Annotated in this window: 24 protein-coding genes; 9 read left to right on the top strand and 15 right to left on the bottom strand. The window is 69.5% G+C overall.

The genetic code is table 11. The features are described 5' to 3' along the window. Positions 1-21: 21 nt before the first annotated feature. Entirely contained in the window at positions 22-1,515 is a 1,494-nt protein-coding gene (locus tag O3438_RS33905) for an MFS transporter (protein ID WP_269683530.1), read from the bottom strand. A 668-nt stretch (positions 1,516-2,183) separates the two neighbouring features. Here O3438_RS33905 and O3438_RS33900 point away from each other — a divergent pair. Continuing rightward, on the top strand, positions 2,184-3,353 hold the full coding sequence (locus tag O3438_RS33900; RefSeq protein ID WP_269683529.1) for an alpha/beta hydrolase family protein: 1,170 nt from the start codon (positions 2,184-2,186) through the stop codon (positions 3,351-3,353). A 91-nt stretch (positions 3,354-3,444) separates the two neighbouring features. On the opposite strand, the gene O3438_RS33895 is transcribed toward O3438_RS33900, so the two are convergent. Beyond that, entirely contained in the window at positions 3,445-4,116 is a 672-nt protein-coding gene (locus O3438_RS33895) for a 4'-phosphopantetheinyl transferase family protein (RefSeq protein WP_269683528.1), read from the bottom strand. Between the two features lie 903 nt (positions 4,117-5,019). Here O3438_RS33895 and O3438_RS33890 point away from each other — a divergent pair. The 3 genes from O3438_RS33890 (at position 5,020) to O3438_RS33880 (ending at position 7,410) form a co-directional block, all read left to right on the top strand. Then, positions 5,020-5,385: an ArsR/SmtB family transcription factor gene (locus O3438_RS33890; RefSeq protein WP_269683527.1), complete on the top strand. Its 366-nt coding sequence runs from the start codon at positions 5,020-5,022 to the stop codon at positions 5,383-5,385. Then, on the top strand, positions 5,385-6,038 hold the full coding sequence (locus O3438_RS33885) for a cation diffusion facilitator family transporter (RefSeq protein WP_269683526.1): 654 nt from the start codon (positions 5,385-5,387) through the stop codon (positions 6,036-6,038). Before O3438_RS33890 ends, O3438_RS33885 begins: the two co-directional genes overlap by 1 nt. A gap of 373 nt (positions 6,039-6,411) precedes the next feature. Continuing rightward, the gene (locus tag O3438_RS33880; RefSeq protein WP_269683525.1) at positions 6,412-7,410 is read left to right on the top strand and encodes an IS481 family transposase; all 999 of its coding nucleotides are present in this window, start codon (positions 6,412-6,414) and stop codon (positions 7,408-7,410) included. A 276-nt stretch (positions 7,411-7,686) separates the two neighbouring features. Here O3438_RS33880 and O3438_RS33875 read toward each other — a convergent pair whose 3' ends face one another. After that, a complete protein-coding gene (locus tag O3438_RS33875; protein ID WP_269683524.1) occupies positions 7,687-8,136 on the bottom strand; it encodes a helix-turn-helix domain-containing protein in 450 nt (149 codons plus the stop codon). On the opposite strand from O3438_RS33875, the gene O3438_RS33870 reads away from it, so the two are divergent. Next, positions 8,135-8,905 (top strand): methyltransferase domain-containing protein, encoded by a 771-nt coding sequence (locus O3438_RS33870; RefSeq protein WP_269683523.1) that lies wholly within the window; start codon positions 8,135-8,137, stop codon positions 8,903-8,905. The genes O3438_RS33875 and O3438_RS33870 overlap by 2 nt on opposite strands. A 661-nt stretch (positions 8,906-9,566) precedes the next feature. Here O3438_RS33870 and O3438_RS33865 read toward each other — a convergent pair. The 4 genes from O3438_RS33865 to O3438_RS33850 form a co-directional block, all read right to left on the bottom strand. Continuing rightward, positions 9,567-10,454, bottom strand: coding sequence for a sulfite exporter TauE/SafE family protein (locus O3438_RS33865; protein ID WP_269683522.1), 888 nt, complete (start codon positions 10,452-10,454; stop codon positions 9,567-9,569). Beyond that, on the bottom strand, positions 10,451-11,050 hold the full coding sequence (locus O3438_RS33860) for a rhodanese-like domain-containing protein (protein WP_269683521.1): 600 nt from the start codon (positions 11,048-11,050) through the stop codon (positions 10,451-10,453). The genes O3438_RS33865 and O3438_RS33860 overlap by 4 nt, the downstream gene beginning before the upstream one ends. A 114-nt stretch (positions 11,051-11,164) precedes the next feature. After that, positions 11,165-12,562 carry an MBL fold metallo-hydrolase gene (locus O3438_RS33855; protein WP_269683520.1) on the bottom strand — a complete coding sequence of 466 codons (1,398 nt, stop codon included), beginning with the start codon at positions 12,560-12,562 and terminating at the stop codon, positions 11,165-11,167. Positions 12,563-12,692: 130 nt separating this feature from the next. Then, positions 12,693-12,962 (bottom strand): metal-sensitive transcriptional regulator, encoded by a 270-nt coding sequence (locus O3438_RS33850; protein WP_269683519.1) that lies wholly within the window; start codon positions 12,960-12,962, stop codon positions 12,693-12,695. 551 nt (positions 12,963-13,513) lie between these two features. On the opposite strand from O3438_RS33850, the gene O3438_RS33845 reads away from it, so the two are divergent. Continuing rightward, positions 13,514-14,875, top strand: a complete 1,362-nt coding sequence (locus O3438_RS33845) for a phenylacetate--CoA ligase family protein (RefSeq protein ID WP_269683518.1) — start codon at positions 13,514-13,516, stop codon at positions 14,873-14,875. A gap of 45 nt (positions 14,876-14,920) precedes the next feature. Here the strand turns inward: O3438_RS33845 and O3438_RS33840 are convergent, their stop codons facing one another. The 5 genes from O3438_RS33840 to O3438_RS33820 all read right to left on the bottom strand — a co-directional run bounded on the left by O3438_RS33840 (position 14,921) and on the right by O3438_RS33820 (position 19,919). Beyond that, positions 14,921-15,739 (bottom strand): cation diffusion facilitator family transporter, encoded by an 819-nt coding sequence (locus tag O3438_RS33840; RefSeq protein ID WP_269683517.1) that lies wholly within the window; start codon positions 15,737-15,739, stop codon positions 14,921-14,923. Further along, the gene (locus O3438_RS33835) at positions 15,736-17,709 is read right to left on the bottom strand and encodes a heavy metal translocating P-type ATPase (protein ID WP_269683516.1); all 1,974 of its coding nucleotides are present in this window, start codon (positions 17,707-17,709) and stop codon (positions 15,736-15,738) included. Before O3438_RS33835 ends, O3438_RS33840 begins: the two co-directional genes overlap by 4 nt. Positions 17,710-17,810: 101 nt before the next feature. Further along, on the bottom strand, positions 17,811-18,902 hold the full coding sequence (locus O3438_RS33830) for a sodium:proton exchanger (protein ID WP_269683515.1): 1,092 nt from the start codon (positions 18,900-18,902) through the stop codon (positions 17,811-17,813). Between the two features lie 109 nt (positions 18,903-19,011). Then, a complete protein-coding gene (gene lspA, locus O3438_RS33825; RefSeq protein WP_269683514.1) occupies positions 19,012-19,539 on the bottom strand; it encodes a signal peptidase II in 528 nt (175 codons plus the stop codon). Positions 19,540-19,571: 32 nt separating this feature from the next. Next, a complete protein-coding gene (locus O3438_RS33820) occupies positions 19,572-19,919 on the bottom strand; it encodes an ArsR/SmtB family transcription factor (protein ID WP_269683513.1) in 348 nt (115 codons plus the stop codon). Positions 19,920-20,117: 198 nt separating this feature from the next. On the opposite strand from O3438_RS33820, the gene O3438_RS33815 reads away from it, so the two are divergent. Genes O3438_RS33815 through O3438_RS33805 form a run of 3 tightly spaced genes read left to right on the top strand, consistent with a single transcriptional unit; the run spans position 20,118 to position 23,554 of the window. Continuing rightward, positions 20,118-21,698, top strand: a complete 1,581-nt coding sequence (locus O3438_RS33815) for an MFS transporter (protein ID WP_269683512.1) — start codon at positions 20,118-20,120, stop codon at positions 21,696-21,698. Between the two features lie 38 nt (positions 21,699-21,736). Further along, entirely contained in the window at positions 21,737-22,549 is an 813-nt protein-coding gene (locus O3438_RS33810) for an AraC family transcriptional regulator (protein ID WP_269683511.1), read from the top strand. A gap of 48 nt (positions 22,550-22,597) precedes the next feature. Beyond that, positions 22,598-23,554 (top strand): sterol desaturase family protein, encoded by a 957-nt coding sequence (locus O3438_RS33805; RefSeq protein WP_269683510.1) that lies wholly within the window; start codon positions 22,598-22,600, stop codon positions 23,552-23,554. Between the two features lie 73 nt (positions 23,555-23,627). Here O3438_RS33805 and O3438_RS33800 read toward each other — a convergent pair whose 3' ends face one another. The 3 genes from O3438_RS33800 to ccsB form a co-directional block, all read right to left on the bottom strand. Then, positions 23,628-23,987 carry a hypothetical protein gene (locus O3438_RS33800; RefSeq protein ID WP_269683509.1) on the bottom strand — a complete coding sequence of 120 codons (360 nt, stop codon included), beginning with the start codon at positions 23,985-23,987 and terminating at the stop codon, positions 23,628-23,630. Then, the gene (locus tag O3438_RS33795; protein ID WP_269683508.1) at positions 23,984-24,397 is read right to left on the bottom strand and encodes a hypothetical protein; all 414 of its coding nucleotides are present in this window, start codon (positions 24,395-24,397) and stop codon (positions 23,984-23,986) included. Before O3438_RS33795 ends, O3438_RS33800 begins: the two co-directional genes overlap by 4 nt. 139 nt (positions 24,398-24,536) lie before the next feature. Next, on the bottom strand, positions 24,537-25,532 hold the full coding sequence (gene ccsB / locus O3438_RS33790) for a c-type cytochrome biogenesis protein CcsB (RefSeq protein WP_269683507.1): 996 nt from the start codon (positions 25,530-25,532) through the stop codon (positions 24,537-24,539). Between the last annotated feature and the right edge of the window lie 5 nt (positions 25,533-25,537).

The raw sequence follows: 25,537 nt of genomic DNA, 5'->3' as shown, positions 1-25,537 counted from the left end.
TCAAGCAGTCCCCGCAGGAACTTACCGGGACGTGGTGGCGTCCGCAGCCGCCTGCTGCGCAGCCGGCTCGGCAGCCGTCGTGGGACGACCCGGCAGTAGCACCGCAGTGAGCACGGCGCTAAGCAGCGCGATCGCCGCGGTGGTCAGCAGCACCAGCGTCATACCGTGGAGGTAGGCATCTCTGGCACTGTCGGCGAGGGCGGTATCGCCGATCCGGGCAGCTACGGCCAAGGCGCCCGCGATCGAGTCCCGGGCCGCATCGGCGGCCGGTTCAGGCACGCCGGCGGGCACCTCGACCCGGTCGTCGTACGCTTGGGCGAGCAGACTGCCCAGCAGCGCGACACCCAGCGCGCCGCCAACCTGGCGCAGCGTCATCGTGATCGCGGTTCCGGCACCGGACCGCTCCGCTGGCAGCGCACCGAGCACCGCGTCCATCGCCGGGGACAGGGCGAGGCCGATGCCTACGCCGACGGCAGCGAGCCAGGCGGCAATGACGCTGTAGCCGGTGTCGAGGTCTGTCGTAGCGCCCCATGCGAGGCCACCGGTCAGGACGAGCAGACCCAACGCGACCGGCACCCGGTAGCCCCACCGCGCGGCCAGCCGCTCACCGGTGGGCGCACCGATGACCAGTCCACCGATCATCGGCAGCAGGCGTAGCCCGGTTTCGAACGCGTCGAAACCGACCACGAGCTGAAGGTACTGCGGTACGACGAACAACATGCCGAGCAGCCCGAAGGTGACCAGAACCCCGGCGATACTGCCCCACAGGAACTGCGGCTTGCCGAACAACCGCAAATCGATCATGGGCTCGGCGGTTCGTAGCTCCCACATCACGAACGCAGTGAGCGTGACGGCCGCGACCGCGAGCGCGCCGACGACCAGCGGGTCATCCCAGCCCCGGCCGGGACCTTCGATGATGCCGTACACCAACGTGACAAGCCCGGCCGTTGACAACAGTCCTCCAGCCACGTCCGGGCGCGGCGGATGCGGATCGCGAGATTCCGGCAGCAGCGCGGCGATCGCCAGCGCAGCGGCGATCGCCATCGGCACATTGATCAAAAAGATCGATCCCCACCAGAAGTTTTCCAGCAGGTAACCGCCGATCAGCGGCCCGAGTGGGATACCCACTCCGGTGCCGAGTACCACCAAGGCGACGGCCCGGCCACGCTCCTGCGCGCTGAACAACGCCGGCAGTACCGCGAACGCCACCGGAAGAATGATTGCGGCGCCGAGGCCCATGACCGCCCGGGCGGCAATCACCACCTCGGCCTCAGTGGCCCACGTCGCCGCGGCGGACGAGGCGGCGAACAGAACCAACCCGATCAACAGCAACCGCTTGCGGCCATACCGGTCACCCAGCGCCCCGCAGGTCAGCATCAGCCCTGCCAGCACCAGTACGTACGCGTTGACGATCCACTGCAGCACATCCGTGCCCGCCGATAACTCACCGGCGATCGTGGGCAGAGCCACGTTCAGGATCGTGATGTCGAAACCCAACGTCAGGGCGGCCAGCACGAGTGCCCCCAACGCCCACCATCGTCGCGGATTCTCCGACTGACTCATGTGCACCTTCCCGGGCTCGACTCAACGGCGAATGCCGCTCACACACTTCACAGGACCAATCATTGCGAAAGCACGTTATCATCGTCCTGTGACGATGAGAAGTGTATGCGACGCGCGTAGTCCCGCTACGGTTGCGCCACCCGCAGCCCGGGCGCTGACGGTTCGCGTGCGCACCGTCAGCGCAGTGGCAATCGCCCAGGGTCGTGGTGGGCGCCATCCGCAGATGCGACCCGATCGCCGAACTCGGACCGCGGCCTTCACGCACCACAGACGGCGTTCCGGGCAACGCGGGCGGAGCGGTTCACCCACCCGGGCGCCCGTCGCTGCAGCTGCGGAGATGGACAGCACACTGTCACGTGTCTAATCCCGGCCAGCACCTCCTGGATCGGCGCGCAAGCGCGTACCGCACCCCCGGCGACGCACCAACACACGACAACGACCAGCAGGAGCAGCCCGCTCCTGACCGGATCGACGCCCGCACCGCGTGCCGGGCATTCGCGCCGCAAGCGATACATGCTGCCGTGCGAAATCAGCACCGCCCGGGGCAAATAGCCGCTGCAGCATCCCTGCCGCCCCGATGCGACTCATCCGGATGACACCTCGACGAAGGAGTACTCGGCATGCTTGGCAGAATCACGTCACTGACCACATCGCTCGCCGCGTTGGTCGCCGCCATTCTCGTTGCTGGACCGGCCACGGCCTCCAGCCGGCAGGCGGCGACCGCTGCACCGGGGCCTGCCCGACCTGGCACTGTCGTGTCGGCGCGGCAGTTGCCGACCGCCCTCTGGCTACCCGGGACCCGGCACGCGCACCTCCTGCGCTACCTGTCCACCAGCTGGGACGGCAACCCCACGGTCGTCAGCGGTGCCGTGTTCCTGCCCGAGGGCCGACGGCCCATCGGTGGTTGGCCGATCATCAGTTGGGCGCACGGTACCGTCGGCGTGGCCGATGTCTGTGCGCCGTCGACAGCGGGCCGCTCCCCGCGCGACATCGGGTATCTGTCGGCGTGGCTAGCCGCCGGCTACGCCGTCGTCGCTACCGACTACGAGGGTCTGGGCACACCCGAACCTCACCCGTACATCAACGGCCCGTCGGCCGCTCATGCCACGATCGACATGGTTCGAGCCGCCCGGCAGGTGGACCGCTCGCTGAGCCGCTCGTGGGCGGTGGTGGGCCAGTCGCAGGGTGGTCATGCTGCTCTTTGGACTGCCGCCGTGCACGCCCGATACGCCCCCGAGCTGAATTTCCGCGGCGCAGTTTCCACCGCGCCGCCGACGCAGTTCCAGGCGACGGTCGCCGCCTTACCGCCTCTGCAGCCCGCCGCTGCGGCGATCCCCGTTCTGTTCATCATCGCTTCGGGGATCCGTGCGACGAACTCTGACGTGGATCTGCGCAACTATTTCACCGAGACAGGGCTGAGCCTGCTGCATATGGCCGAGACAAGCCACTGCCTCGACACTCTGGGAGCCGTCATCGCCGCGCGGGGACTGACCAACAACGACGTGCTGACGGACATGACCGCCCTGGCCCGTATGATCGCGCTGCAGGCCTCTCAGGAAATCCCGATCCAGCGCTACACCGCTCCCGTTTATATTGCCCAAGGTGCCGCGGACACCACCGTGATCCCCGCCATGACGCAAAGGACAGCACAGCAGCTCGCGGCCGCTGGCACCGACGTCACCTTCACTCTCTACCCGGGCGCCGACCACGACGGCGTGTTGCGGGCTGCATTGCCGGATCTGCTGACCTGGACGGCGGACCGCTTCGACCGGGCACCCGCACCTCACTGACAACGGCACCTCGCGCCGGCGAAATTCAACAACGCCTAAGGGTACCCGCAGCCGGGCAAGCCTTCCGCGGGAGTGAACCGCCGGAGCAGGGTCAATCGTCGCCGTTGTCCCGAACCATAACGACGGTGGCCACCATGCCGCGCTCGATCAGATATCGGCCGGTCAGCACCCGCAGCGGCGGGCCGCCGTCGATCCGGGCACCGTCGACGCCGAGCCGTCCGCGGAATGTAGCCGTTGCCGGGTTCACCTCCACCGTGGCTTGCTCGAAGCCGAGCTCCCGGCGGGTCAGCGTGTACCAGGCCTTGAAGATGGACTCTTTGGTGCTGTACAGCAGCCTGTCCCATTGGACGGCGGGGTTCGCGACAGCCAGCTCTCTCAGCGCTGACCGCTCACCGGCCAACAGAACCAGGCCGGCGACGCCCTCGGGCAGCGGCTGGTTGGGCTCCGCGTCGATGCCAAGCGATGCCAGTTCTCCAGCCTGGGCCACGGCCGCAGCTCGATAGCCGGCGCAGTGGGTGATGCTGCCGACCACCCCTGCCGGCCACTGGGGTTCGCCGCGGCCGCCGCGCAGGATCGGCCCCGGCGCGTAGCCGAGTTTGCTCAACGCGTCGCGGGCGCAGCGTCGCGCGGTGATGAACTCCCGCCGACGGGGTTCGAGGGCCCGCATGATCAGCGTCTCCTCGCCAGGAAACGGTGTTTCTCCTGGGATGTCGGTGAAGGTTTCTGCTGACATCACGCCGGCGGGTAGTAACCGTTCGATCATGCGATCTCCTCGACGCTTCGGCGCATCAGCATCGGGCCCCCGGCACCGAGGGGGCATAGCTGCAGTGGAACTTCGCGGCGGTGCGCACTCGAACGCTTGCAGCGACCGCTAGTCGCCAACCAGAAATGTAATGCACGATCGCGACGTCGGATACCGCGTCGTAGTTGCCGTCACTGGCGCCGGTGCTGGCCCTGGGGTCCGCAGGTGTGCAGGCGCATGTGGTCGACGTAGCCGGCCAGTCGGCGTCCGGCTCGAATGGTCATCGCGGGACCCATCTCAGGACGTCTAAATGGGCGGTGCGAACTGCTGCAGGATCAGCCCGGTGCCGTAGCCGGGACTGCAGCCGATTTGCCTAATTTGGGGTCGGCCGGCAGGGCGGCGCAGTCAAGGCGCCTCGTACCAGCGTTGCAGCCACCGCCGCAGCGTTGAACCGATCAGCGCTGTCTCAGCCTGACCTGATTCATGAGCACGCCGGTGCTCGCATTCGTCCGTCGGATGAATGTCGCGGTGCGCTTCCGCGTCGGCCCCGCGGTGCCGTGACGCTCGATCGTCCGGTCAGCAGCGCCCGGTCTGCGCGGCCGAGCCCAGCGGCGGCAATCGGCGGCGACCGTAGCGGTCGCCCACCTTGCTTGCGTTTCCTCAGTCCGGATGCAGAACTGACGGTGGCAGTCACGATCCACTGACGCCTCGTACCCACCGTCAGATCGGCCACCACGGTCGCAACGCCACTTCTAGGATGGCCACCTTGAGCAAGGGGGCCACGTCGGCGCCGAGGCGGGCACGTGCTGCACCAGCGTCGAGCGCCCGCATCGGATATTGTCCCCCAACCACCGTCGCCGACTGGATGGTATCGCTGTCATCCTCACTTGACGATCCATTCGCTCAGAACGGTATCATCGTGAAATGACGATAAGAAGTGGTGTGGTGTCCACAGGGCGTGCAGAGCGATTGGCCCCGGCGGCGGCGCTGTTCCGCGGGCTTGCCGATCCGACGCGGCTGGCGATCCTGCGCCGGCTGACCGACGGAGAGGCGCGCGTGGTTGACCTGACCGTTCATCTCGGGCTTGCGCAGTCGACCGTGTCAGCGCACCTGGCGTGCCTGCGTGACTGCGGCCTGGTGGTCGCGCGCCCAGAGGGGCGGCAGATGTTCTACGCGCTGGACCGGCCGGAACTGCTGGACCTGCTGCGCGCAGCCGAGCATCTCCTGGCAGCGACCGGCGCGGCGGTGGCGCTGTGCCCGACCTACGGCTGCACGACGGAGGAAGCCTGATGAGCACCGCACCACCGCTTGCGTTGAGCGAGGAGGAGACCGAGCGGCTGACCCGCCGCGGACTGCGGCTGGCGCAGTTCACTGTCGCCTATAACGTTGTTGAGGGCGTGGTCGCGATCACCGTGGGCCTGTTGGCCGGCTTGGTGTCGCTGGTCGGTTTCGGCCTGGACTCCGGCATCGAATCGGCCGCCTCGGTGCTAGTCGGATTGCGGCTGGCGGCACGACTACGCCACGGAGAGGCCGATGAGGCCAAGGAGCGCCGCACCCTCAAGGCCGTCGCGATCACGTTCTTCGTTCTTGCCGCCTACGTAGTGATTGAGGGCGTACGCAGCCTCATCGGTGGCGAGGAGCCGGACACCTCGATTGTCGGTCTGGTGCTGCTGGTCGCCTCGGTGGTGATTATGCCGTTGCTGGCGCGGGCCAAGAAGAGGGTCGCGATGCAACTCGGCGGGGACCAGCTAATTCTCGCCGACGCCGCCGAGACTAAGATCTGTGTGCTGCTGAGCATCTCCACCCTCGCCGGGCTCGGCCTGTACGCCGTCACCGGCGCAGCCTGGCTCGACCCAGTCGCCGGGTTCATCATCGCCGCGTTCGCCATCCACGAAGGCCGCGAAGCATGGGAAGGCGAACTCATAGAAGACGACGATGACTGAAGGCGCCACACCGGCCGTCCCAGCGGCGCACCGACCGGCACCCTCGGCCGAGCAACCAGCCATCAACCATCTGGCCGACCGGTGTGTCACGCTCGCCGGCGCCGCCGCGTTCGCCGGCCACGGACCTGACCCCCAAAGCGTTCGCTAAGGCGCACCTGCCGGGACCGCCGTGAACCTCCAAGTCCTGCACCTGCCACCGCCCCACCACGGCGGCGTGGCATTCAGCCTAGGAGCTCGCCTCCCGCCCTAGGTGTACTGCCCAGGGACGTTGGTTGAGATTGTGTGACGACACGATCTGATGTCGTAGGTAGGTGAAGGCCTCCGGTTGTGGAGTGGAGCTGTCTAGGAACCGCTCCGGCAACAGGAGGCCTTCGTGTCCCACGCTAACGCCGCTTTGACTCCTCGTGCACGTCTGCGCCTGGCGCGTCTGATCGTTGATGAGGGCTGGCCGGTCGCCCGGGCGGCTGACCGTTATGACGTGTCCTGGCCGACTGCGAAACGTTGGGCGGTGCGGTATGCCGAGCACGGGCCCGCCGCAATGGATGACCGGTCGTCGCGCCCGCACCACAGCCCCGCGAGGACAGCCCAGCCCGTGGTGCGCAAGATCGTGCACCTGCGGTGGAAACAACGCCTCGGGCCCGTGCAGATCGCCGGCCAGCTGACCATGCCAGCTTCAACCGTGCACGCCGTTCTGACCCGCTGCCGGATCAACCGGCTGACACACATCGACCGCGCCACCGGCGAGCCGATCCGCCGCTATGAACACGACCGGCCCGGCGCGATGCTGCACGTCGACGTGAAGAAGTACGGCAACATCCCCGATGGCGGCGGCTGGCGCTACGTCGGCCGAGCCCAGGGCGAACGCCATCGGCGAAGCACCGCGCACCGCACCGGCGCCCGCAACACCCACTACGACCCGCGCATCGGCACGGCGTTCGTGCACACCGTCATCGACGATCACTCCCGCGTCGCCTACGCCGAGATCCGCGACGACGAGACCGCCCTGACCGCGGTCGACGTACTCCACAACGCCGTCGCCTGGTTCGCCGAGCGAGGCATCACCACCGAACGCGTCCTGTCCGACAACGGCTCGGCCTACAAATCACACGCCTGGCGCGACGCCTGCCACCAACTCGGCATCCGCCCGAAGAAGACCCGCCCCTACCGACCCCAAACCAACGGCAAAGTCGAACGCTTCCACCGCACCATGACCGACGGCTGGGCGAAACGACGTTTCTACAGCTCAGAACACGCCCGCAGAGCAGCCCCACCCGCCTGGCTCCACCACTACAACCACCACCGACCCCACACCGCCACCAAAAGCCAACCACCCATCACCAGGTTGACCAACGTCCCTGGGCAGTACACCTAGGCGGTGCCGTGCCAGCGCAAACACCGGTACCGGTTGTCGGGCTGCGATGCGGCCGCGAGGGCCGGTCAGCCATCCGGCAGCGTCCTCGACGCGATAACGGTCGGCCCGGAGGTCCACTGTGACTCCGGTCGATCTTGGTGGGCGGGTTGACCGCCAGCTGCGGCGGGGTGCCAGCGAGTAGCCGTACCAGCCGGGCCCGACGCTCGATCAGTGGAGCGTCGAGCCTCGACTCTCCTTCCGCATCCAACTGCACCAGCGCTACGGCTAGATGAGGCCTTACACGGGCGGGTCGAGGCCGAAGCGTTCGGCCACCATCGCCTGAAAGTGCGGGCATCCGGTGATGTCGTCGTGCTCGCAGGCGAGTGCGCAGTCGATCAGTTCCAGCGATGCCTGGGCCTGCGCGATGCGCTTGGCCAGCTCGGCCCGGTGCCGCCGCAGGGTTGCTGTGCGCTGGGTTGGGTTTTGCGCGACGAACATCTGCCGGATGTCGTCTAGGGCGATCCCGGCCTCCTTCGCGCGCAGGATGACCGCGATCTGGTAAAGGTGGTCCGGGCCGTAGCGGCGACGGCCGGCCACCGCACGCGACGGTGATAACAGCCCTACGGACTCCCAGTGGCGCAACACATGCGGGGCGAGACCGAAGCGGCGAGCGGTCTCGCCGATGCTCATCGAGCCAGGATTGGCGGTTGACGTCACGTCGACATTAAGTAGCAGCGTGGTGCGCATGTCAACGAGCCCTCATCCCGCCCGGCAGACCGACATCGCATCGATGATCCGGCTGCTCGACGTCGCCGACGCACTGCCCGGTGCCGCTGCGCTGCGTGCCCGCACCTTCGATCTGCTCGCACTGCCAACGGACGCTGCGGTCGTTGACGTCGGATGCGGTACTGGCCGTGCGGTTGCCGAACTCGGCGAACGAGGTGCGCGGCCCATCGGTGTGGACCTCAGTGAGAACATGATCGCGTTGGCCCGGCGGCGCTGGTCCGAGGTCGACTTCCGCATCGGCGACGCGTGCGCGCTGCCGGTGCCGGACGCCGCTGTGGCCGGGTACCGGGCGGACAAGGTCTTCCACAACCTGGCTGACCCGGCCAGGGCGCTCGCCGACGCGCGGCGGGTCCTCACGCCAGGCGGCCGTATCGTCCTGACGGGACAGGACTGGGATACCTTCGTCATTGACGCGGATGACCCGGCGCTGACCCGAACGATCGTGCATGCCCGCGCCGACATGGTCACGAACCCTCGGGTGGCTCGCCGTTACCGCAACCTGATGCTGGAGGTTGGCTTTGTCGATACCGCGGTTGAGGTGCACACCGGTGTGTTCACCGACGCGATGATGCTGCCGCTGCTCAACGGGTTTGCCGACGCCGCGCACGCGACCGGAGCGATCACCCGCGAGCAGCACGGGGCGTGGACCGCCGATCAGGCTCGACGAGCGCAAGAAGGCAGGCTGTTTCTCGCGATCCCGCTGTTCATCGCCTCAGCACGCCGCCGCTGACGCACCCGTCAGCCATCCATACGTGCCAGTCGATTGGCGATGGCCACCGCGGCGCTGGTCATCGCGCTCAACACGTTCCTGCTCTGGCAGGTCACGCCCGGCTTGAAATAACCGCAACGCTCCTCGCGTCCCAGTTGACCGTTTGTGGCCAGCTTCCAACTCGCCCAACACCAGCCTCGGTCAGTACTTGGTGGGCCAACCCAACGCCAGGCTCAGCAATTCCCTCCAGAGAAGATCCAGACGGCTGCTCGGCGGGTGGCAGCCACTGCCGCTTGACCGATTCGCCTGCGTCAACACGGGCAGCACCCTCACCAGGCCGTCCGCCACCGCCGCGACAGGCGACTAGCCGTCCCTCACGCCTAGCAGCACACGTTCCCGAGGCCGAACCACGGCGAGATCAAACGGTGACGACCGACCCGACGGCAGTGCCTACTTCAGACTGCAAGTCATGACTACGGGTCCGGCTGGCAGACGACCACGAGCGGGCCCTGTTCGTCGAACATCTGCGGTGGAACGGGCAGCGCGTGCCGCGCTCGCAGGGCGGCGGAGCAGGCAGCTCGGCGATCAGGACCTCATGCAGACACTCACTTCCAGCCACGCCAGAAGGGCTGCCTCGATAAGCCGCGTTACCCCTTCGCCGCGTCTTAACCGGGAGCCACCGTCATCGCTCGGCGCCAGCGAGCACCCGAGACTCGCTGTGCCGCTTCCGCCAGCCACGACATAGGAGCGTCGCGGCCGCAGCCACGACGCCGGCCGCGCCGGCGGGTGCCCACAGCAGCGGATTCGTCCGCAGGTCCACCGGGAGTTGCTGGGCGAGCACGAACACGCCCATCACCATCACGAACCAGCCGAAGGCCTTGCGCAGCGCGTCGGCGGGGATCCGGCCGGCGAGTCGTCCGCCTGCCAGACTGCCGACGACGGCGGCGGCGGTGACTGCGGCGGCCAGCCCCCAGTCGATACTGACGCTCGATAGATAGCCCGCCAGTCCGGCGAAGGACTTCATCGCGATGACGACCAGGGAGGTGCCGACCGCGATCGGCATAGGCAGTCCGCCGAGCAGCGCCAGGGCGGGGACGACGAGGAATCCACCGCCGGCCCCGATCAGGCCGGTGACCAGGCCTACGACGACACCGTCGACGACGACTCGCGCCACCGGCAGCTCTCGGGGTACGGGCCTGCCCCCAACGTCCCGTCGGCTGCGGATCATCGCGACAGCAGTGGCTAGCATCACCAGCGCGAACCCGGTCAGCAGCACTCCGGCGGGGACGAACGTTGCAAGCCGGCCGCCGGCGTACGCGCCGGTCATCCCGGCGGCGCCGAAGATCAGCCCGGTGCGCCAGCGCACGCGGTTCGCGCGGGCGTGTGGCAGCACGGCGACGGCGCTTGTCACGCCAACGACCAGCAGCGACGTGGCGATGGCCTCCTTGGCGGGCAGGTCGGCGACGTAGACCAGCAGCGGCACGGCGAGGATCGACCCGCCGCCGCCGAGCAGGCCGAGAGTGACCCCGATGAGCACGGCCCCGGCGATGGTCAGGACGAGACCGGTCACGACCGGCTCGCCGTCGGGGTACCGCGGCGCAGCTGCCCGACGACGCTGTCGATGTCACAGCTGGCGCCGCGGTTATAAGGCAGCTTGCTCAGGAGGATGCCCATCGCGCACGTGTTGGTGATGGCGGCGAACGTCAGCCCAGCACCGATGAACCCGGCCACCCACTTCGCGCCGGGCACAACGAGCGAGGCGAGGATGCTGAGGAGCACGATCGATCCCGCGGCAAGGCGGACCTGCCGCTCTAGTTCCCAACGCGGCCGGCCCCGATTCACGGGCGCGCCCGCGCCCTGCCAGGCGACGATCCCCCCGGTGAGCACCTTGAGGTCCGACAGCCCGGCCTGGGCGAGAGCCTGCTCGGCGTGGGTGGCGCGAACGCCGGAACGACAGACCAGCACCACGTCCTCGTCGAGGTGGTCACGCAGTTCGGCGCGGTGTTCCTTGAGCAGGTCCAAGGGCACGTTGTAGGAGCCGGGGATGTGGGCGGTCTCGAACTCGGCCGGGGTGCGGACGTCCAGCACCCGCGGTGCCCGGCCGGAGTCGATCAGCTCGCGCAAGGTCGCCGCGTCGAGCGTCGCAGGGGTCGGGGAGTCGGTCATGTCTGTCCTCGTTCGGTGTCGGTCCTGCCTGCGGACGGGCAGGTCAGTCAGGTGACCGGGCAGGTTGCGGCGGTCACCGTGTGGGAAAGTGCGGGTGTCGGGGCGCCCGGCAGGTCAGGCGGGTGCCATGGTCAGGCCGGCCTGGACGGCCCGGCCGAACATGTCGTCGATCAGCACGACATGGCGACCGGCCTTGACGAGCAGCGACGCGGCGGCGGTGGCCCGGTAGCCGGAGCCGCAGTGCACCCACACCACGCCCTCGGGCACATCAGCCAAGCGCTTGGGCAGGTCCGGCAACGGGACGTGCACCGCCCCGTCGATGTGACCCGCCTTCCACTCGTTGGTCATTCGCACGTCCAGCAGCACGTCGGGTGCCGGCAGGCGCTCGGGTGTGTGCCCGGCCTGGGCGGCGGCCAGTGACGGAAAGTCGGCGACGGTCAGCGTGCGCAGCTCGTCCGGGTCGGAAGCCCACTGCTCGGGCTGGCCGGCGCTCTGGGCCGCGGGCCGGTCGATGCCGATGCGCACCAGTTCCCGCTGGGCGCCGGCGACCTGCTGCGGGGTTTCGGCGAGCAGCGTGATCGGCGTCCCCCAGTCGATGAGCCAGCCCAGCCAGGTCGACATCGGCCCGTCGAGGCCGAGGCTGACCGTGCCAGCGAGGTGCGAGGCCGCATAGGCCTTGCGGTGGCGCAGATCGACCACCCATTGCCCGGCGGCGATCCGATCCCGCAGCTCGGCGGCGTCCGCTCTGGTCACCGGGCTGAGGTCAACCGGCGTGGGCCCGGCGGAGTTGGTCACTCCCATGTGCGTGTAGTAGGCCGGGTAAGCGTCTAGTCCGGCGAGGGCCTCGGTGACGAATTGGTCCGCGGCGAGCCGCAGCACGGGGTTGGCCTGCTTCTCCCGCCCAACGGTCGACTCGGGTGCGTCGGCCTGGCTCGCGGAGCAGAAACTCCCGAACCCGTGGGTCGGCCACACCTGCGCCCCGTCGGGCAGCAGGTCGGCCAGGCGCCGGGCCGATGCGTGCTGGCGGTGGGCCAACTCCTGGGCGTGCTGCTGGCCGAGCAGGTCGGTACGGCCGGTGGTGCCGAACAGCAGGGAGCCGCCGGTGAAGACGCCGACCGGCTGCCAGTCGTTGATGGTGGCCTCGTCCAGCACGTACGACAGGTGGTGGAAGGTGTGCCCAGGCGTGCCGACCACCCGCAGGCGCAGGCTGTCCGACACGGAAATTTCATCACCGTCTGCTACCGGCATTCGATCGAAGCCGACCTCGTCGGCCGCCGCCACCAGGTAGCGGGCGCCTGTGATACGGGCAAGTTCCAGCCCCCCGGAGACGTAGTCGTTGTGAATGTGCGTCTCCACCACGTGGGTGATCCGCACGCCCCTCTCACCCGCGAGGTAGAGGACACGATCGATGTCGCGCTGCGGGTCAATCACGATCCCCGCCTGCCCGTCGGAGGCCAGGTAGCTGCGGTCGCCGAGCGACGACGTCGCGATGACAGTCACCTCAATTGCCACTGCTTCTCCCTTCATGCTCACATACCCCCCGGGGTATCCGAGGGACAGACTTCTGCCCTTGTTCGAGCGCATGATTCACCCACTCACGCCACCGATGTCCGGCGACTGAGCGGACGCTCTCAGCTGTGGACTAGGCGAGGGCCAAGAAGAGCTTCTCCAGCTCCTCCTCGGTCATCTCCGGCGCCTCGCCGCGATCACGGGCCGCGTTGCAATGCCGCATCCCCGAGGCGATGATTTTGTAACCCGCCCGATCAATGGCCTTCGACACGGCGGCGAGCTGGGTCAGCGCCTCCCGGCAGTCCTCCCCGCTCTCCATCATCTCGATAACCGCATTCAACTGCCCCCGCGCTCGCTTGAGCCGGGTCAACGCCTCGCTGGTCATCTCGGGTCGAAGCTTCATTGCACACCTCCCGTAACCAACATACCCCCGGGGGTACTACCTCCGCCACTAGGCCCCCAACGGTCATCGGTGAGGTCGACCACCAGGCCGCAACCGAGGCCATTACTCGCCATTCGGCTCAACCCCTGGGAGATACCGGCGCAACCGGCGCGGCCAGCACGCCCTACAGGGCGACGCAACCAGCGCTAATGCCGTCAGATGCAGATTCGAACGCCCGAAAGGTCAGCGAGCGCGGACGGGCCTGTGGAGGTTGAGGCGTTCACCCGATAAGACCACGCCGTCCGCATCGGCCACGAGCCAGCATGCCGTCAGCGGAGAATGCCAAGTAACGACCGGACGTTCTCGATACCCGATGGCACCACAAACAAGACGTCCCGAGGACGGTACCGGTCGCCAGCCTCGATCCAAGATCAGCTGGCGGCGACAGCCCCGGCTGGTCCGTGAGTCATCGGCCACCTCGCCCCGCTGTCCGTGATCCGCGCGGCCATCCCACCCCCACGCGCAGGCCGTAGACGTGATGGGGGCGGCGTGCCGCAGGGAAGGAGTAGTGGATGGGCAAGGATATGGTCGGGCTGCTGCGCGACACTCGCAGGGCCCGGCGGCAGGGCCCGGATGCAGTGCGGCCGCGGCAACGGGATCGCCTCGCACAGATGGTGGCCGTCGCGCGTGCCGGGTCGCCGTACTACCACCAGCTCTACCGGAATCTTCCGGCGCGGGTCGAAGATCCCACGCTGCTACCCGTGAGCAGCAAGCAGGAACTGATGGCACGCTTCGACGGGTGGTCCACCGACCGGGAGGTAACACTCGAAAAGTGCCTCGCGTTTGTCAATGACCCTGGCCAGGTTGGTCAGCGTTTCCTGGGCAGGTACACGCTCGCCACGACCTCGGGAACCACAGGCACCCGGGGCATCTTCCTCGTCGATGCCCGCAGCCTCGCCGTAGCCGCCGCCTTGGCCGTCCGCATGATGACCGCCTGGCTCAACGCCAGAGACGTCCTCAGGATCGTCGCCGGCGGCGGTCGCATGGCGATGGTGACCGCGACGGGCGGCCACTTCGCCTCCACTGTCGCCGCGGCCCGCCTACGTCGGCGGCGCGGCGACAGGGTTGCGGTCATCCCGGTGGAGACGCCCCTGCCAGAGATGGTGGCAAGCCTAAACCGTTTCCGCCCGCTCGTCCTCGCCCCCTATGCCAGCATCGGTGCGCTGCTGGCCGGCGAGCAGGACGCCGGCGGCCTGCACATCAACCCGGTGCTCGTGGTGCTCTCGGCTGAAGGACTTCCACCGCGGGAGTACGAGCGGATCGCCCAGGCGCTGCACAGTAAGGTCCGGCAGAGCTATGCCGCGACGGAATGCCCGTTCCTCAGCTACAGCTGCGAGCAAGGCTGGCTGCACATCAACAGTGACTGGGTCATCTGCGAGCCCGTCGACGCCGACGGCCGGCCCACTCCGCCGGGCGAGCGGTCGCACACCGTGCTGATCAGCAACCTGGCCAACAGGGTGCAGCCCATCCTGCGCTACGACCTGGGCGACAGCGTCCTGCAGCGGCCCGACCCGTGTCCATGCGGCAACACGCTGCCGGCGATCCGTGTGCAGGGCCGCACGGCCGACCTGTTCACCTTTCCCACCGACGATGGCAGGCGTGTCACGATCCCCCCGCTGGCCTTCGCCACCCTGCTGGACCGCATCCGACACGTCGAACTGTCTCAGATCGTGCAAACCGAACCAGCAACCCTGCGCGTCCGCCTACAGTCTGCGGCCGGCGCGGACCCTGAGGTTGTGTGGGAGGCGGTGCAGAGGCAACTCATTGGTCTCCTCACCGAACACAACCTCCGGCATGTCACCCTCGAGCGCGCTGAGGAGCGACCACAACAGTCCCCCGGCGGCAAGTATCGCCCTGTCATTCCGCTCAGCTAAGCGACAGCCCGTGACGCTAGTGCCGCCCGCCAGGGGCGCCTCAGGTCAGCCCCATGGCAACGACAGCCCCGGCACGTCGCGCTTCACGAGACCGTCCGGTGGCTGGGGTAGGCAGCCGGCCAATCGGGGCGCCAGCCGAGGAATCGGGAACAGCGCGACGGCGGGGAGCGAGCGTCGAAAGGCCACGTGGGTGACTAGGGCCCGCGCAACGCGGGGCACCTGATGGACAACCAGGAGATGTTGCCCGAACGCCGAGCATCGCCGCTCTCGCTGGTATTCGCGAGATTCGCGCCACGCGTCGATCCCCGCTTTCGCGGCTAGGCCGGCGACCACCAGTGCGGCGGCCGGGTCGGCCCACCACCAACCAAGTGTGGCATTGAGCCCCAGCCCGGCCAACAGGCTGACTGACAGGTAGTTCGACACCCACGTCTCCTGGGACTGGGCGAGCACAGCCTGGTTGTTCAGCGCTCGGGCGGTGCGGCGTTGGGCGACGGCGACAGGGATCATGACGGCGAGGGCCACAACGTTCAGGGCGATGCCGACGACGGAAGCATCGGGGCGCTCCCCACCGATCAAGTCCGAGATGGACTTGTAGGTGACGTAGCCGGCGAGCGCGAGGAAGCTGCCGGCGATGAGGCGCAGCGCCGATGCTTGGCGGGCACGGGCCCCGCCGCGTAGCTGCCAGATGATGACGGCGGCGGCGAAGACCTCGACGGTGGAGTCAATGCCGAAGCCGAGCAGGGCGATGGATCCGGCGACGAACCCGGCGGTGATGGCGACGGTTCCTTCGATGACGTCCCAGCCGATGATGAGCCAGGCGAGGCGCTGCGCCCGCTGGCGCAGCGCCTCGTCCCGGCCGGTCACCCGACGCTGACCTTCGCCGGCGCTGTCGCCGCGGTGTCTCCCGCCACCGGAGTGGTGGCCGACGCCGGTAGGGCGTGGGCGCGGCCGGCGCGTACGCCGTTGGCGATGATGACGACCTCGGCGATCTCATGGACGGCGACGACGGCCGCCAGACCGAGCACACCGAACAGCGACAGCGGCATGAGACCGACGATGATCGCCAGCGACAGGCCGACGTTCTGCAGCATGATCCGGCGGGCACGACGGGCGTGGTCGAGGGCCTGGGGCAGGTGGCGCAGGTCCTCGCCCATCAACGCCACGTCCGCGGTTTCGATAGCGACGTCGGCGCCCATGGCACCCATGGCCACGCCGACGTCGGCCGTGGCCAGGGCCGGGGCATCGTTGACTCCGTCACCGACCATTGCCGTTGGCCGCTGCGCACGCAACTGCTCGACGATGCGGGCCTTGTCCTCCGGGCGCAGGTCGGCGTGCACGTCGGTGATACCGGCCTGGGCGGCAAGGGCCGCGGCGGTGGCGTGGTTGTCCCCGGTGAGCATCGACACCTGGTAGCCGCCGCGGCGCAGCCGCTCGACGACCTCACCCGCCTCCGGTCGCAGCTCGTCGCGGACCGCGATCGCGCCGACGAGCTGGCCGTCGTCCTCGATGAGCACGGCGGTGGCGCCGGCGTGCTGCATGCGCTCGACGGTGTCGGCGAGCTCACCGGTGTGCAGCCAGCCTGGGCGGCCCAGCCGCACGGTGCGCCCGTCGACGACACCGACCAGGCCGGCGCCGGTGATCGCCTCGACGTCGGCGGCCGGCCGCGGCGTGTCCACGGCGGCGAGGATCGCCCGAGCCAAGGGGTGTTCGCTGCGCGCCTCCAGCGCGGCGGCCAACTCCAGCACCCGCTCGCGGCTGGCGCCGCCGGTCGCGGCGACCTCGATGATGGTGGGCCGGTTGCGGGTCAGGGTGCCCGTCTTGTCCAGCGCCACTCCGCGGATGGTGCCCAAGGTTTCTAGCGCGGCGCCGCCCTTGACGAGCACACCGAGTTTGCTGGCGGCGCCGACCGCGGCGACCACGGTCACCGGTACGGAGATCGCCAGCGCACACGGCGACGCGGCGACCAGGACGACCAGGGCCCGTTCGATCCAGGTGGCGGGGTCGCCGAGCAGGCTGCCGAGCACGGCGATGAGCGTGGCGGCGATCATCACCCCGGGGACGAGGGGTTTCGCGATGCGGTCGGCGAGGCGCTGGCTGGCGCCCTTGCGGGCCTGTTCGGCCTCGACAATCCGCACGATCCGCGCCAGGGAGTTGTCCTCGGCGGTGGTGGTGACCTCCACCTCCAGTACGCCGGTGCCGTTGATCGAGCCGGCGTAGACCTCGCTGCCGGTATCGGCCTCGACCGGTACGGACTCGCCGGTAATGGCGGAGACGTCCAGGGCGCTGCGGCCTGAGCGGATGATGCCGTCGGTGGCGATCCGCTCGCCGGGTCGCACCAGCATCATGTCGCCGATGCACAGTTCGGCCGGGGCTACGGTGTGTTCGCCGCCGTCGCGCAGCACGGTGGCCTGAGCGGGTACCAGCGCGAGCAGGGCCCGCAGACCTCGGCGGGTCCGCGCGAGGGAGTACTCCTCCAGCCCTTCGGAGATGGAGTAGAGGAACGCGAGCATCGCCGCTTCGCCGACCTCGCCTAGTAGGACGGCGCCGATCGCGGCGATGGTCATGAGCGTGCCGACGCCGATCTTGCCGCGGGCCAGGCGCCGCAGTGTGGAGGGCACGAACGTCCACGCTCCGACGGCGAGCGCGAGCGCCTGCAGGGTGAGCTCGACCGGCCGCGGGGCGCCGGACCAGCCGGCGATCAGTCCGGCCAGCAGCAGCACTCCGGCCACGGCGGCGGCGCGCAGTTCGGAGACCTCCCAGAGCCGCTCCGGCTCACGCTCCTCGGCTTCGTCGGTGCTGGGCTTGTCGTCGCCGCAGCCGCAGGCGTCACTCATCGGGCACCTGCCTCGTGGCGAGACGGACGGGAATTGCAGGCTGCCGAAGATAGGGCGCGGCAGTGGGGGGCGGAATGCATGGGTATGTTCTCCGATCGATATTACAGGGACTTGATCAGCTCGGGGACGTGGCGGCGCTGCCGGATGAGCAGCACGATGGCCAGCACGGTGTAGGCGACCGCGATGACGTACCGGATGTTCGGTGCGGGCAACACGAACTGCACGGCGAACAAGCCGAACAGCAGGGCGGCTTCACCGCGGGTCAATCGCAGGTTGGTCAGGACCGCCACGCCGAGCAGCGTCTGGGCGGTGGTAAGCACCAGTTCCTCGGTCTGCCGGGCGTCCAGCGGCAACCCGGCGAACTCGCCGCCGCCGAGGTAGAACGCGATCGGCAGGCAGGCGATCAGCAGAGTCCACTGGTTGAGTTTCGCGGCCAGCAGCGCACCCATCCCGTCGTCGGCGCGTCCGCGCAGCGCGAACGTGATCGCGACGATGACCTCAGGCGCTTCGGAGGCGATCGGGGCCAGCCACTGCACGAGCAGGAACTCGTCAATACCCAGGTCGGCGCCCGCGCCGACCAGGGCACCGCCGAAGGGTTCCGCGGCGACCAGGATGATCAACCCGGCTGCGACAAATAGGGCGGCGACCAGGCCGCGACGCCGTCTGGCCGGCTGCACGGCGACGGCGGCGGCCACTCCGGCGAGTTCTTCCTCGCCTTCCTCCTTGCCGCGGATACGCCACAGGTAGGCGGCGAAGAGCCCGCCGAGCACCAGCGAGTCGTACCAGGCCAGCCGGCCGGTCAGCGGAATGACCAGGGCGTAAACGGTGGCAATGGCGAGAAAAACGATCTCGGTGCGGCGGTGTGGCTGCAAGGTCACGGCGTTGCGGTCGCCGCGGGCGCCGCGGCGGCGTACCGCGTAGATCGCGAAAACGACCAGCAGCGGCCAGGCTACGCCGATCAACAGACGGTTCGCGCCGGTCATGTTCGCCGTGGCATAAGCGGCGTACTCGGGCTGGTGCCCAGCGGTGTAGGCGAAGTAGATGTCTACCGCATACTCAGGCAGGATCGCCACCAGCGCCAGGATTGCCAACGCGAGGCTGCCGGAGATGTCCACCCGCGCGGCCTCCGACGCCCACATCAGCAACGCCACCGAGGCCAACACGGCGGCGCCGAACACCACCACCGCCGCCACCGGCGCCAACTCCACCCCGGCGAGCCGCATGAGAACCGCCGGGGCGGCGACCGCCACCGCGAGGGCGATACGAGCCCCGGCACCCCGGCCGGAAACGGTGGTCTCGACCTCAGCGCCCATCGCGGCCGCCAGCCGTGTGGGCAAGGTGGACCGCGTCGCCGCCCGTGGATGGGGCGGCCGTGATCGGCACGTTGCGCAGGCTCAGTAGCACCGCCACGGCGACGCCGCAGACCAGGGCAGTGTCGGCGAGGTTGAACGTGGGCCACCAGTCCAGGTACAGGAAGTCGACCACGTGGCCGTGGCCCACGTTGGGGGCGCGGAACAGCCGGTCGACCAGGTTCCCGGCGGCGCCTCCGGCGATCAGACCGAGGGCGGTCGCCCAGCCCCGGTGGGTGACGTTGCGGGCGTACCACGCGATGCCGGCGATGACCGCGACCGCGACGATCGTGAATACCGGTGTGACGTCGGCGCCGATGGAGAACGCCGCCCCCGGGTTGCGGGTCAGCCGCAGGTGCAGGCCACCGAGCAGCTCCACCGGTCGGCCGGGCAGCCACGCGGCCGCAGCGCTCTTCGACGCCACATCGAGGGCGAGGGCGAGCAGCGCGGCGCTGGCAAGCCACCGGCGTCGACGTCGCATAGCGCCCAGGCCCGCGGGCGCGTGTGGGGCGTTCACTGGTCAGCCTCGCCATAGGTCGGGCACAACGCGACCCGCTCACCGGTTGCCTCGAGGAGGTTCTCGGCGGCGGCGAGCAGGTCCATCAGCTCCATGCGGGTCAGAAAGTAGAACGACTGCCGCCCCACCGCCCGGAAATCCACCAGCCCGCACTCGCGCAGGCAACTCAGATGCGCCGACACCGTGGACTGCGCCCAGCCCAGCTCCTTGACCAGATCCACCACCCGCGCCTCCCCGAGCGCGAGCCGGCGCAGGATCGCCAACCGGGTCGGATCTGCCAGCCCGTGGAACAGCGCGGCCGCGGGGGTTAGTGCCTCACGCGCGGCATCTTGCGTAATCGCCATCAGGCGATGATAACGTACACCTCGGGCGGGATCGCTTGATCCCGATCACATCCGGGGCCGACGATGCTACTGCCAATCCACACCAGCAGGTGTCATAAGGCACCCCGCATCGTCGGCCAAACCGTGCAGCGGCCCGAACCCCGGAAGACTCGTTCACCTCGGCGATGGCCGCCGGGCGGTGCAGGTAGGGAGACCCTCATGACGCACCCGGCAGACCCACGGCGGTGGGGTGCCCTCGCGGCGCTCGTGCTCGCCGCCCTCACCCTCGGCTTCGACATCACCATCCTCAACGTGGCCCTGCCCACCATGGCTGGCGACCTGTCCGCCGGCACCTCCGCGCTGCAATGGATCGTCAACGCCTACATCCTCGTGTTGGCTGGCCTGATCCTGACCTGCGGCGCCCTAGGCGACCGGTACGGCCGCAAACGCCTGCTCATCGTCGGCCTAGCCCTGTTCGCCGCCGCCTCCGCAGCGGCGACCTGGACCACCTCCGTCGAGGTGCTCATCGCAGCCCGCGCCGTGATGGGCCTCGGCGGGGCAATGATCATGCCCGTCGCCTTCGCCGTCCTCCCGGCCCTGTTCCCACCGCGGGAGCGGGGCAAAGCCGTCGCCCTGGTCGTGCTGGGCACCGGCCTGGGCATCCCGCTCGGCCCGCTGATCGGCGGCTACCTGCTGGAAAATTTCTGGTGGGGCTCGATCTTCCTAATCAACCTGCCCATGGCCGCCATCGCGATCCTCGCCATCGCGATCCTCATGCCGGAGAACCGCGACCCGCGCCCCGCGCGACCCGACCTGCCCGGCGCGCTGCTGTCCACCGCCGGGCTGGTCGCCCTGGTCTACGGCATCATCGAAGCACCCGGCCGCGGCTGGAGCGACCCCCTGGTGCTCGGCGGCCTCACGGTGGCCACGGTGCTGCTCGCCGCCTTCGTCGCCGTTGAGTTGCGCACCGCCGAGCCCATGATCGAGCTGCGGCTGTTCGGTCGTGCCCAGTTCCTGTGGGCCAGCGTCGCTGGCGTGCTGGTCACCTTCGGCCTGCTCGGCATGCTGTTCGTCATGCCCCAGTACCTGCAGTTGGTGAGAGGGCACGACGCGTTCGGCACCGGCCTGCGGCTACTACCGCTGATTGGCGGCCTCGTCGTCGGCGCCCCCGCTGGGGAACGTCTCGCCGCCAGCACCCGCTACCGACTTCCGGTCACCGCCGGGCTGCTCATCCTCGCCGGCGGACTTGCGCTCGGCGCCAACACCGACGTCGACACCGGCTACGGGTTCATCGCCGGCTGGATGGCCGCCGTCGGCCTGGGCATCGGCTTGGCGCTGTCGCCGGCCATGGACGCCGTGCTCGGCGCTCTACCTCCCGAACGGGCCGGCGCCGGCACCGCCATCACGATGACCCTGCGCCAGGTCGGCGGCGCGCTGGGCGTCGCGCTGCTGGGCAGCCTCCTCGCCAACGGCTACACCGACCGCGTGGACGTGACCGGCCTGCCCGCGCCGGCCGCCGACGTGGCCCGCGAATCCCTCGCCGCAGCCCTCGCCACCGCCGCCCGCCTCGGCGAGCCCGCCCTGGCCCTCAGCGCACAGGAGGCCTACCTGCACGGCATGACCATCGTCCTATACACCACCGCCGCCATCGCGGTCCTCAGCGCTCTCCTCACCGCGGCGCTGCTCCCCGGCCGGCCCCACTCGGCCGAGGACACCACACCCGAACACGCCGACCAGCCGCTCGTCGCACCCGGCGGCACGGTGACCCCGGCAGGCGAAACCACCACCCCGATTGGGTAAGACGCCTAGCCGGACTCTGGCCAGCCTGAGGTAATTCCGTGACCGTGTCCGCGCACACCCCCGACGACCGTCCGGGTCCGGTGCCGCGTCAGCCGTGGCGGGGCGAGGCGCTACTGCGACCCGGGCACCTCATCTACCGAGGCATGCTTGGCCCTACCGGCACCCACGCCCACCACGCGGTACAGATTCTCGCCGCGACGACGCCGGTGAACCTCACCGACTCCGCCGACCGCGCCGTGAACGCGACGGCTGCGGTCATCCCCGCCAACGCCTGGCATCGCATCACCGGCAACACCGCCCTGGCGGTGATGGCCTACCTCGACCCGTCGACCGTTGCCGGCCAACTGGCGGGCCGGTTCGACGGCGACCCCGCAGACGCTCGACGGTGGGCCAGGGCCGGTGCGCACCTGGCCGGGGCAGCCGGCACCCTCACGGATCTCCCGATCGCCAAGATGCTGCCGCGATTGCTGCACCTTCTCATCCCGTCAGGCGGGCACCACCGAAGCTCAACACCGCCAGCCCATCCCGCCGTGGCACGGGCGGTCGCCGACATCGAACGCCGACTGCCCAACGGGACCGTACGCCTCGACGACGTGGCCACCGCCGTCGGTCTGTCACCGGACCGGCTCGCACATCTCCTCACCGCAGCACTGGGACTGCCGTTTCGCGCCTACGTGCGCTGGCGGCGCTTGCAGATCGCCATCGCTCACGTCGCAGCCGGAACCACCCTGACCTCCGCCGCCCACGCGGCCGGTTTCGCCGACAGCGCCCACCTGACCCGCACCAGCCACCGCACCTTCGGCCTCGCCCCGTCCACGCTGACCGGCGTGCACTTCCTCACCGACCGGTAGCCAGTTCGTTCAAGCCTCCCGTGCGTCGCGGCAGCGACGCTGACATTCATGAAGACCCGCACCTCCACCCATCCCTTCGTCGCGTCGGCGCTGCGCTACGGCTACGCGCCGGTGATGCTGCTCGGCGTCAACGGCGCAGGTATCGCTGTCGCCGAGGCGGGCGCGCCCAAGCTGTGGCTGCTCGTGCTGCTCGCCGCGGCGGTCGCGCTGTCGTTCGCCGTCGAGCGGCTCATCCCCTACACCCTCGACTGGAACACCGGCCACGACGACGCCGGCCGGGACCGCCTCCACGCGATCGTCAACGAGACACTCATCCTCGCCAGCGTCGCTGCGATCCCGCTGCTGGCGGCCACCGTGCCCACCGCCGCGCTGTGGCCGACGCGGTGGCCGTTCGCGCTGCAGGTGCTCGGCGCGATCCTCGTCGCGGACCTGGGGATCACCCTGGTCCATTACGCCAGTCATCACATCGGCGCGCTGTGGCGTTTTCACGCCGTGCACCACAGCGTCCGCCGCATGTACGGCCTCAACGGCCTGATGAAACACCCCCTGCACCAGACGATCGAGATGACCGCCGGGGTTGCCCCGCTCATCCTCCTTGGGCTACCCGTGAACGTCGCCTCCGCGCTCGCCCTGGCCGTCGCGGTCCAGCTGCTGCTGCAGCACTCCAACGCCGACTACCGCGTCGGCCCCCTCACCTACCTGCTGGCACTCAACGAGGGCCACCGCTTCCACCACCTCAAGTGGGCCGGCGTCGGTGACGTCAATTTCGGGCTGTTCACTCTCCTCTGGGACCATGCCCTCGGTACCTTCTCCTACGACCCGCAGCGGCGCTTCACCACCGACGACCTCGGCATGGCCGCCAAACCCCACTACCCGCACCGCTACTGGGTCCAGCTCATCGAACCGTTCAAGCGCTCCGGCGCCTGCCACAGCCAACCCTCGCCTGCACCGCTGGGGCGCTCCGACGGTGACCATCCGCCGCAGCCCGCCGCACCGGCCCGCTGACCGCCACCGCCCCCGCCTTGGGCCCGCGCCTTTCCGGCCCACATCAGCGGGGTGGCATGTCCTCGCTCGGCGTCTACGGGCAGGAGGTGGTGGACACAACGGAGACCGTGTCGCCGTCCCCGCGCACGGAGCGGGTGGTGGAGCCGCGCTGGCAGGCGTAGAAGGCAGGCTGATCAACGATCACCGAGGCGCCGATGGTCAGCGGGCGTAGCGCGGCGGCCAGCGACGCTGGCGCGGCGGCCCGGCTGCGGGCGGCCACCGTGCGGATGGCACCGCCGCCCGGACACGGCGCCTGCGCCACGGTCGGCTGCGCCGGTGGGGCGCCGAGCGCCGCCAGAACCGGCGCCACGGCGGCGCGGTCCCGCTCATCCGGCACCGCGGAGGCGCCCAGGGGCACCGCCGGTCGGCATCCGCTGCCAAGGGTGATGGTCACCTCACCCTGTCCGGTAACGGGCCCCCGAACAGCGACGAAGCCACCGGCGTCAGCGTGCAGTTCCGGCGCGCCCCGCCCGGGGAGCCCGAGCCGATCGTGGGCCGATACCGGGGTGTCAGGCGTCGAGCGAGCGTTCGCAGCGCCTCGGCGGCCTGCGGCTCCGGCGCGGCGAGGACGAGGGTGCGTTGCAGGAGCGCACCGTCGCGCAGGGGGCTGACTCGGCAGCCTTCGGTGACCGTGTCAGCCGCGATCGAGAGGACTAGCGTCGGGCTGGGGGCGGCTGCCAACTCGCCCACGGCGCCGTCCACCACGACATCTGCCTGCGCAAGGTCGCGCTGCTCGCGCACGGTCGGCGGGCTGCGGTGCGCCGAGATCATGGCGGCGGCGAGCAGCGACAGCGCCCACACCACGGTGGCCGCCCAGAGCCATCGCCGCCAACCGGGTCGCGCTGCGCCGTCTGGCCCTACGGGCACCAAATCCGGCGAGGCTTTGCTCATAGCAGCGGTCATCCGGTTGCCGCTGGCAGAGTCGCCGCCCACGATCACCCCGTCAGTTGGTGCCGGCGTACGAGTGCAGGCCGGCGATGACGAGGTTGACGGCAAAGAGATTGAACATCATGGTCACCCAGCCCAGGACGGCCAGCCACGCCACGATCGGGCGCTTAACGCTGGGGGTGGCGCGCGCGTGCAGATAGCCGGCGTAGGCCACCCAAGAGATGAAGGCCCACGTTTCCTTGGGGTCCCAGCCCCAGTAGCGGCCCCAGGCGGCTTCGGCCCAGATCGCTCCGGCGACGACGGCGAAGGTCCAGATCGGAAAGGCGAGCACGTGCATCTGGAACGTCACCCGCTCCAGGGTCTCCACGGCGGGCAGATAGCGGCCGAGGGACGACACGAAACCAGGCATCCGGCCCGCCTCGGCGGCGCGGTCGCGGCGCAGTCGAATCAGGTACGCCGTGGCGGCGATGAAACCGAGCAGGAAGATCCCCGAGGCAGTCGCGGCGGCGCTGACGTGGATCTTCAGCCAGTACGAGTTGAGCGCCGGAACGAGGGGTCCGGCTGGTGCGTACAACCGCATGCCGGCCAGTCCGAGCAGGGTGACCGTGGCCAGTGCCACGTACAGGCCGATGGGGCGGACCGCAGGACGGCGGGTGAGCAGGCCGAGCCAGGCCAAAATACCGACCAGCGTGACCGCGAGAACAAACTCGTACATGTTGCCCCACGGCACCCGTTCAGCGGCCAATCCGCGGGTGAGCAGGCACGCCGCGTGTGTGACCGCGCCCAGTCCGGTCGCCGCTACGGCGAACCACCCCGCCCACCGCAGCCGCCCGGCGGATGCAGCCGGGGCCGCCACGCGATCACCGTCGGTGCCAGGCGGCGGGATGTCCACCGCCGGCGTGACGGCCGTCGCGGCCATCGCTGGCACGCGCCTGACGGCGGGCACGACCGTGCGGGGACGGCGAAGGGTGTGTTCGACGGCGTAGCCGACCATCGCAGCCAGGTAGATCAGCAGCGTGGCGATGAGCAACTGGTCGGACAGCACTGCCATGGCGG

This window comes from Micromonospora sp. WMMC250, from assembly GCF_027460215.1.
Taxonomy (GTDB): Bacteria; Actinomycetota; Actinomycetes; order Mycobacteriales; family Micromonosporaceae; genus Micromonospora; species Micromonospora taraxaci.
Note: the sequence above shows the minus strand (reverse complement) of the source record. Positions and strands in the feature narration are given on the sequence as shown.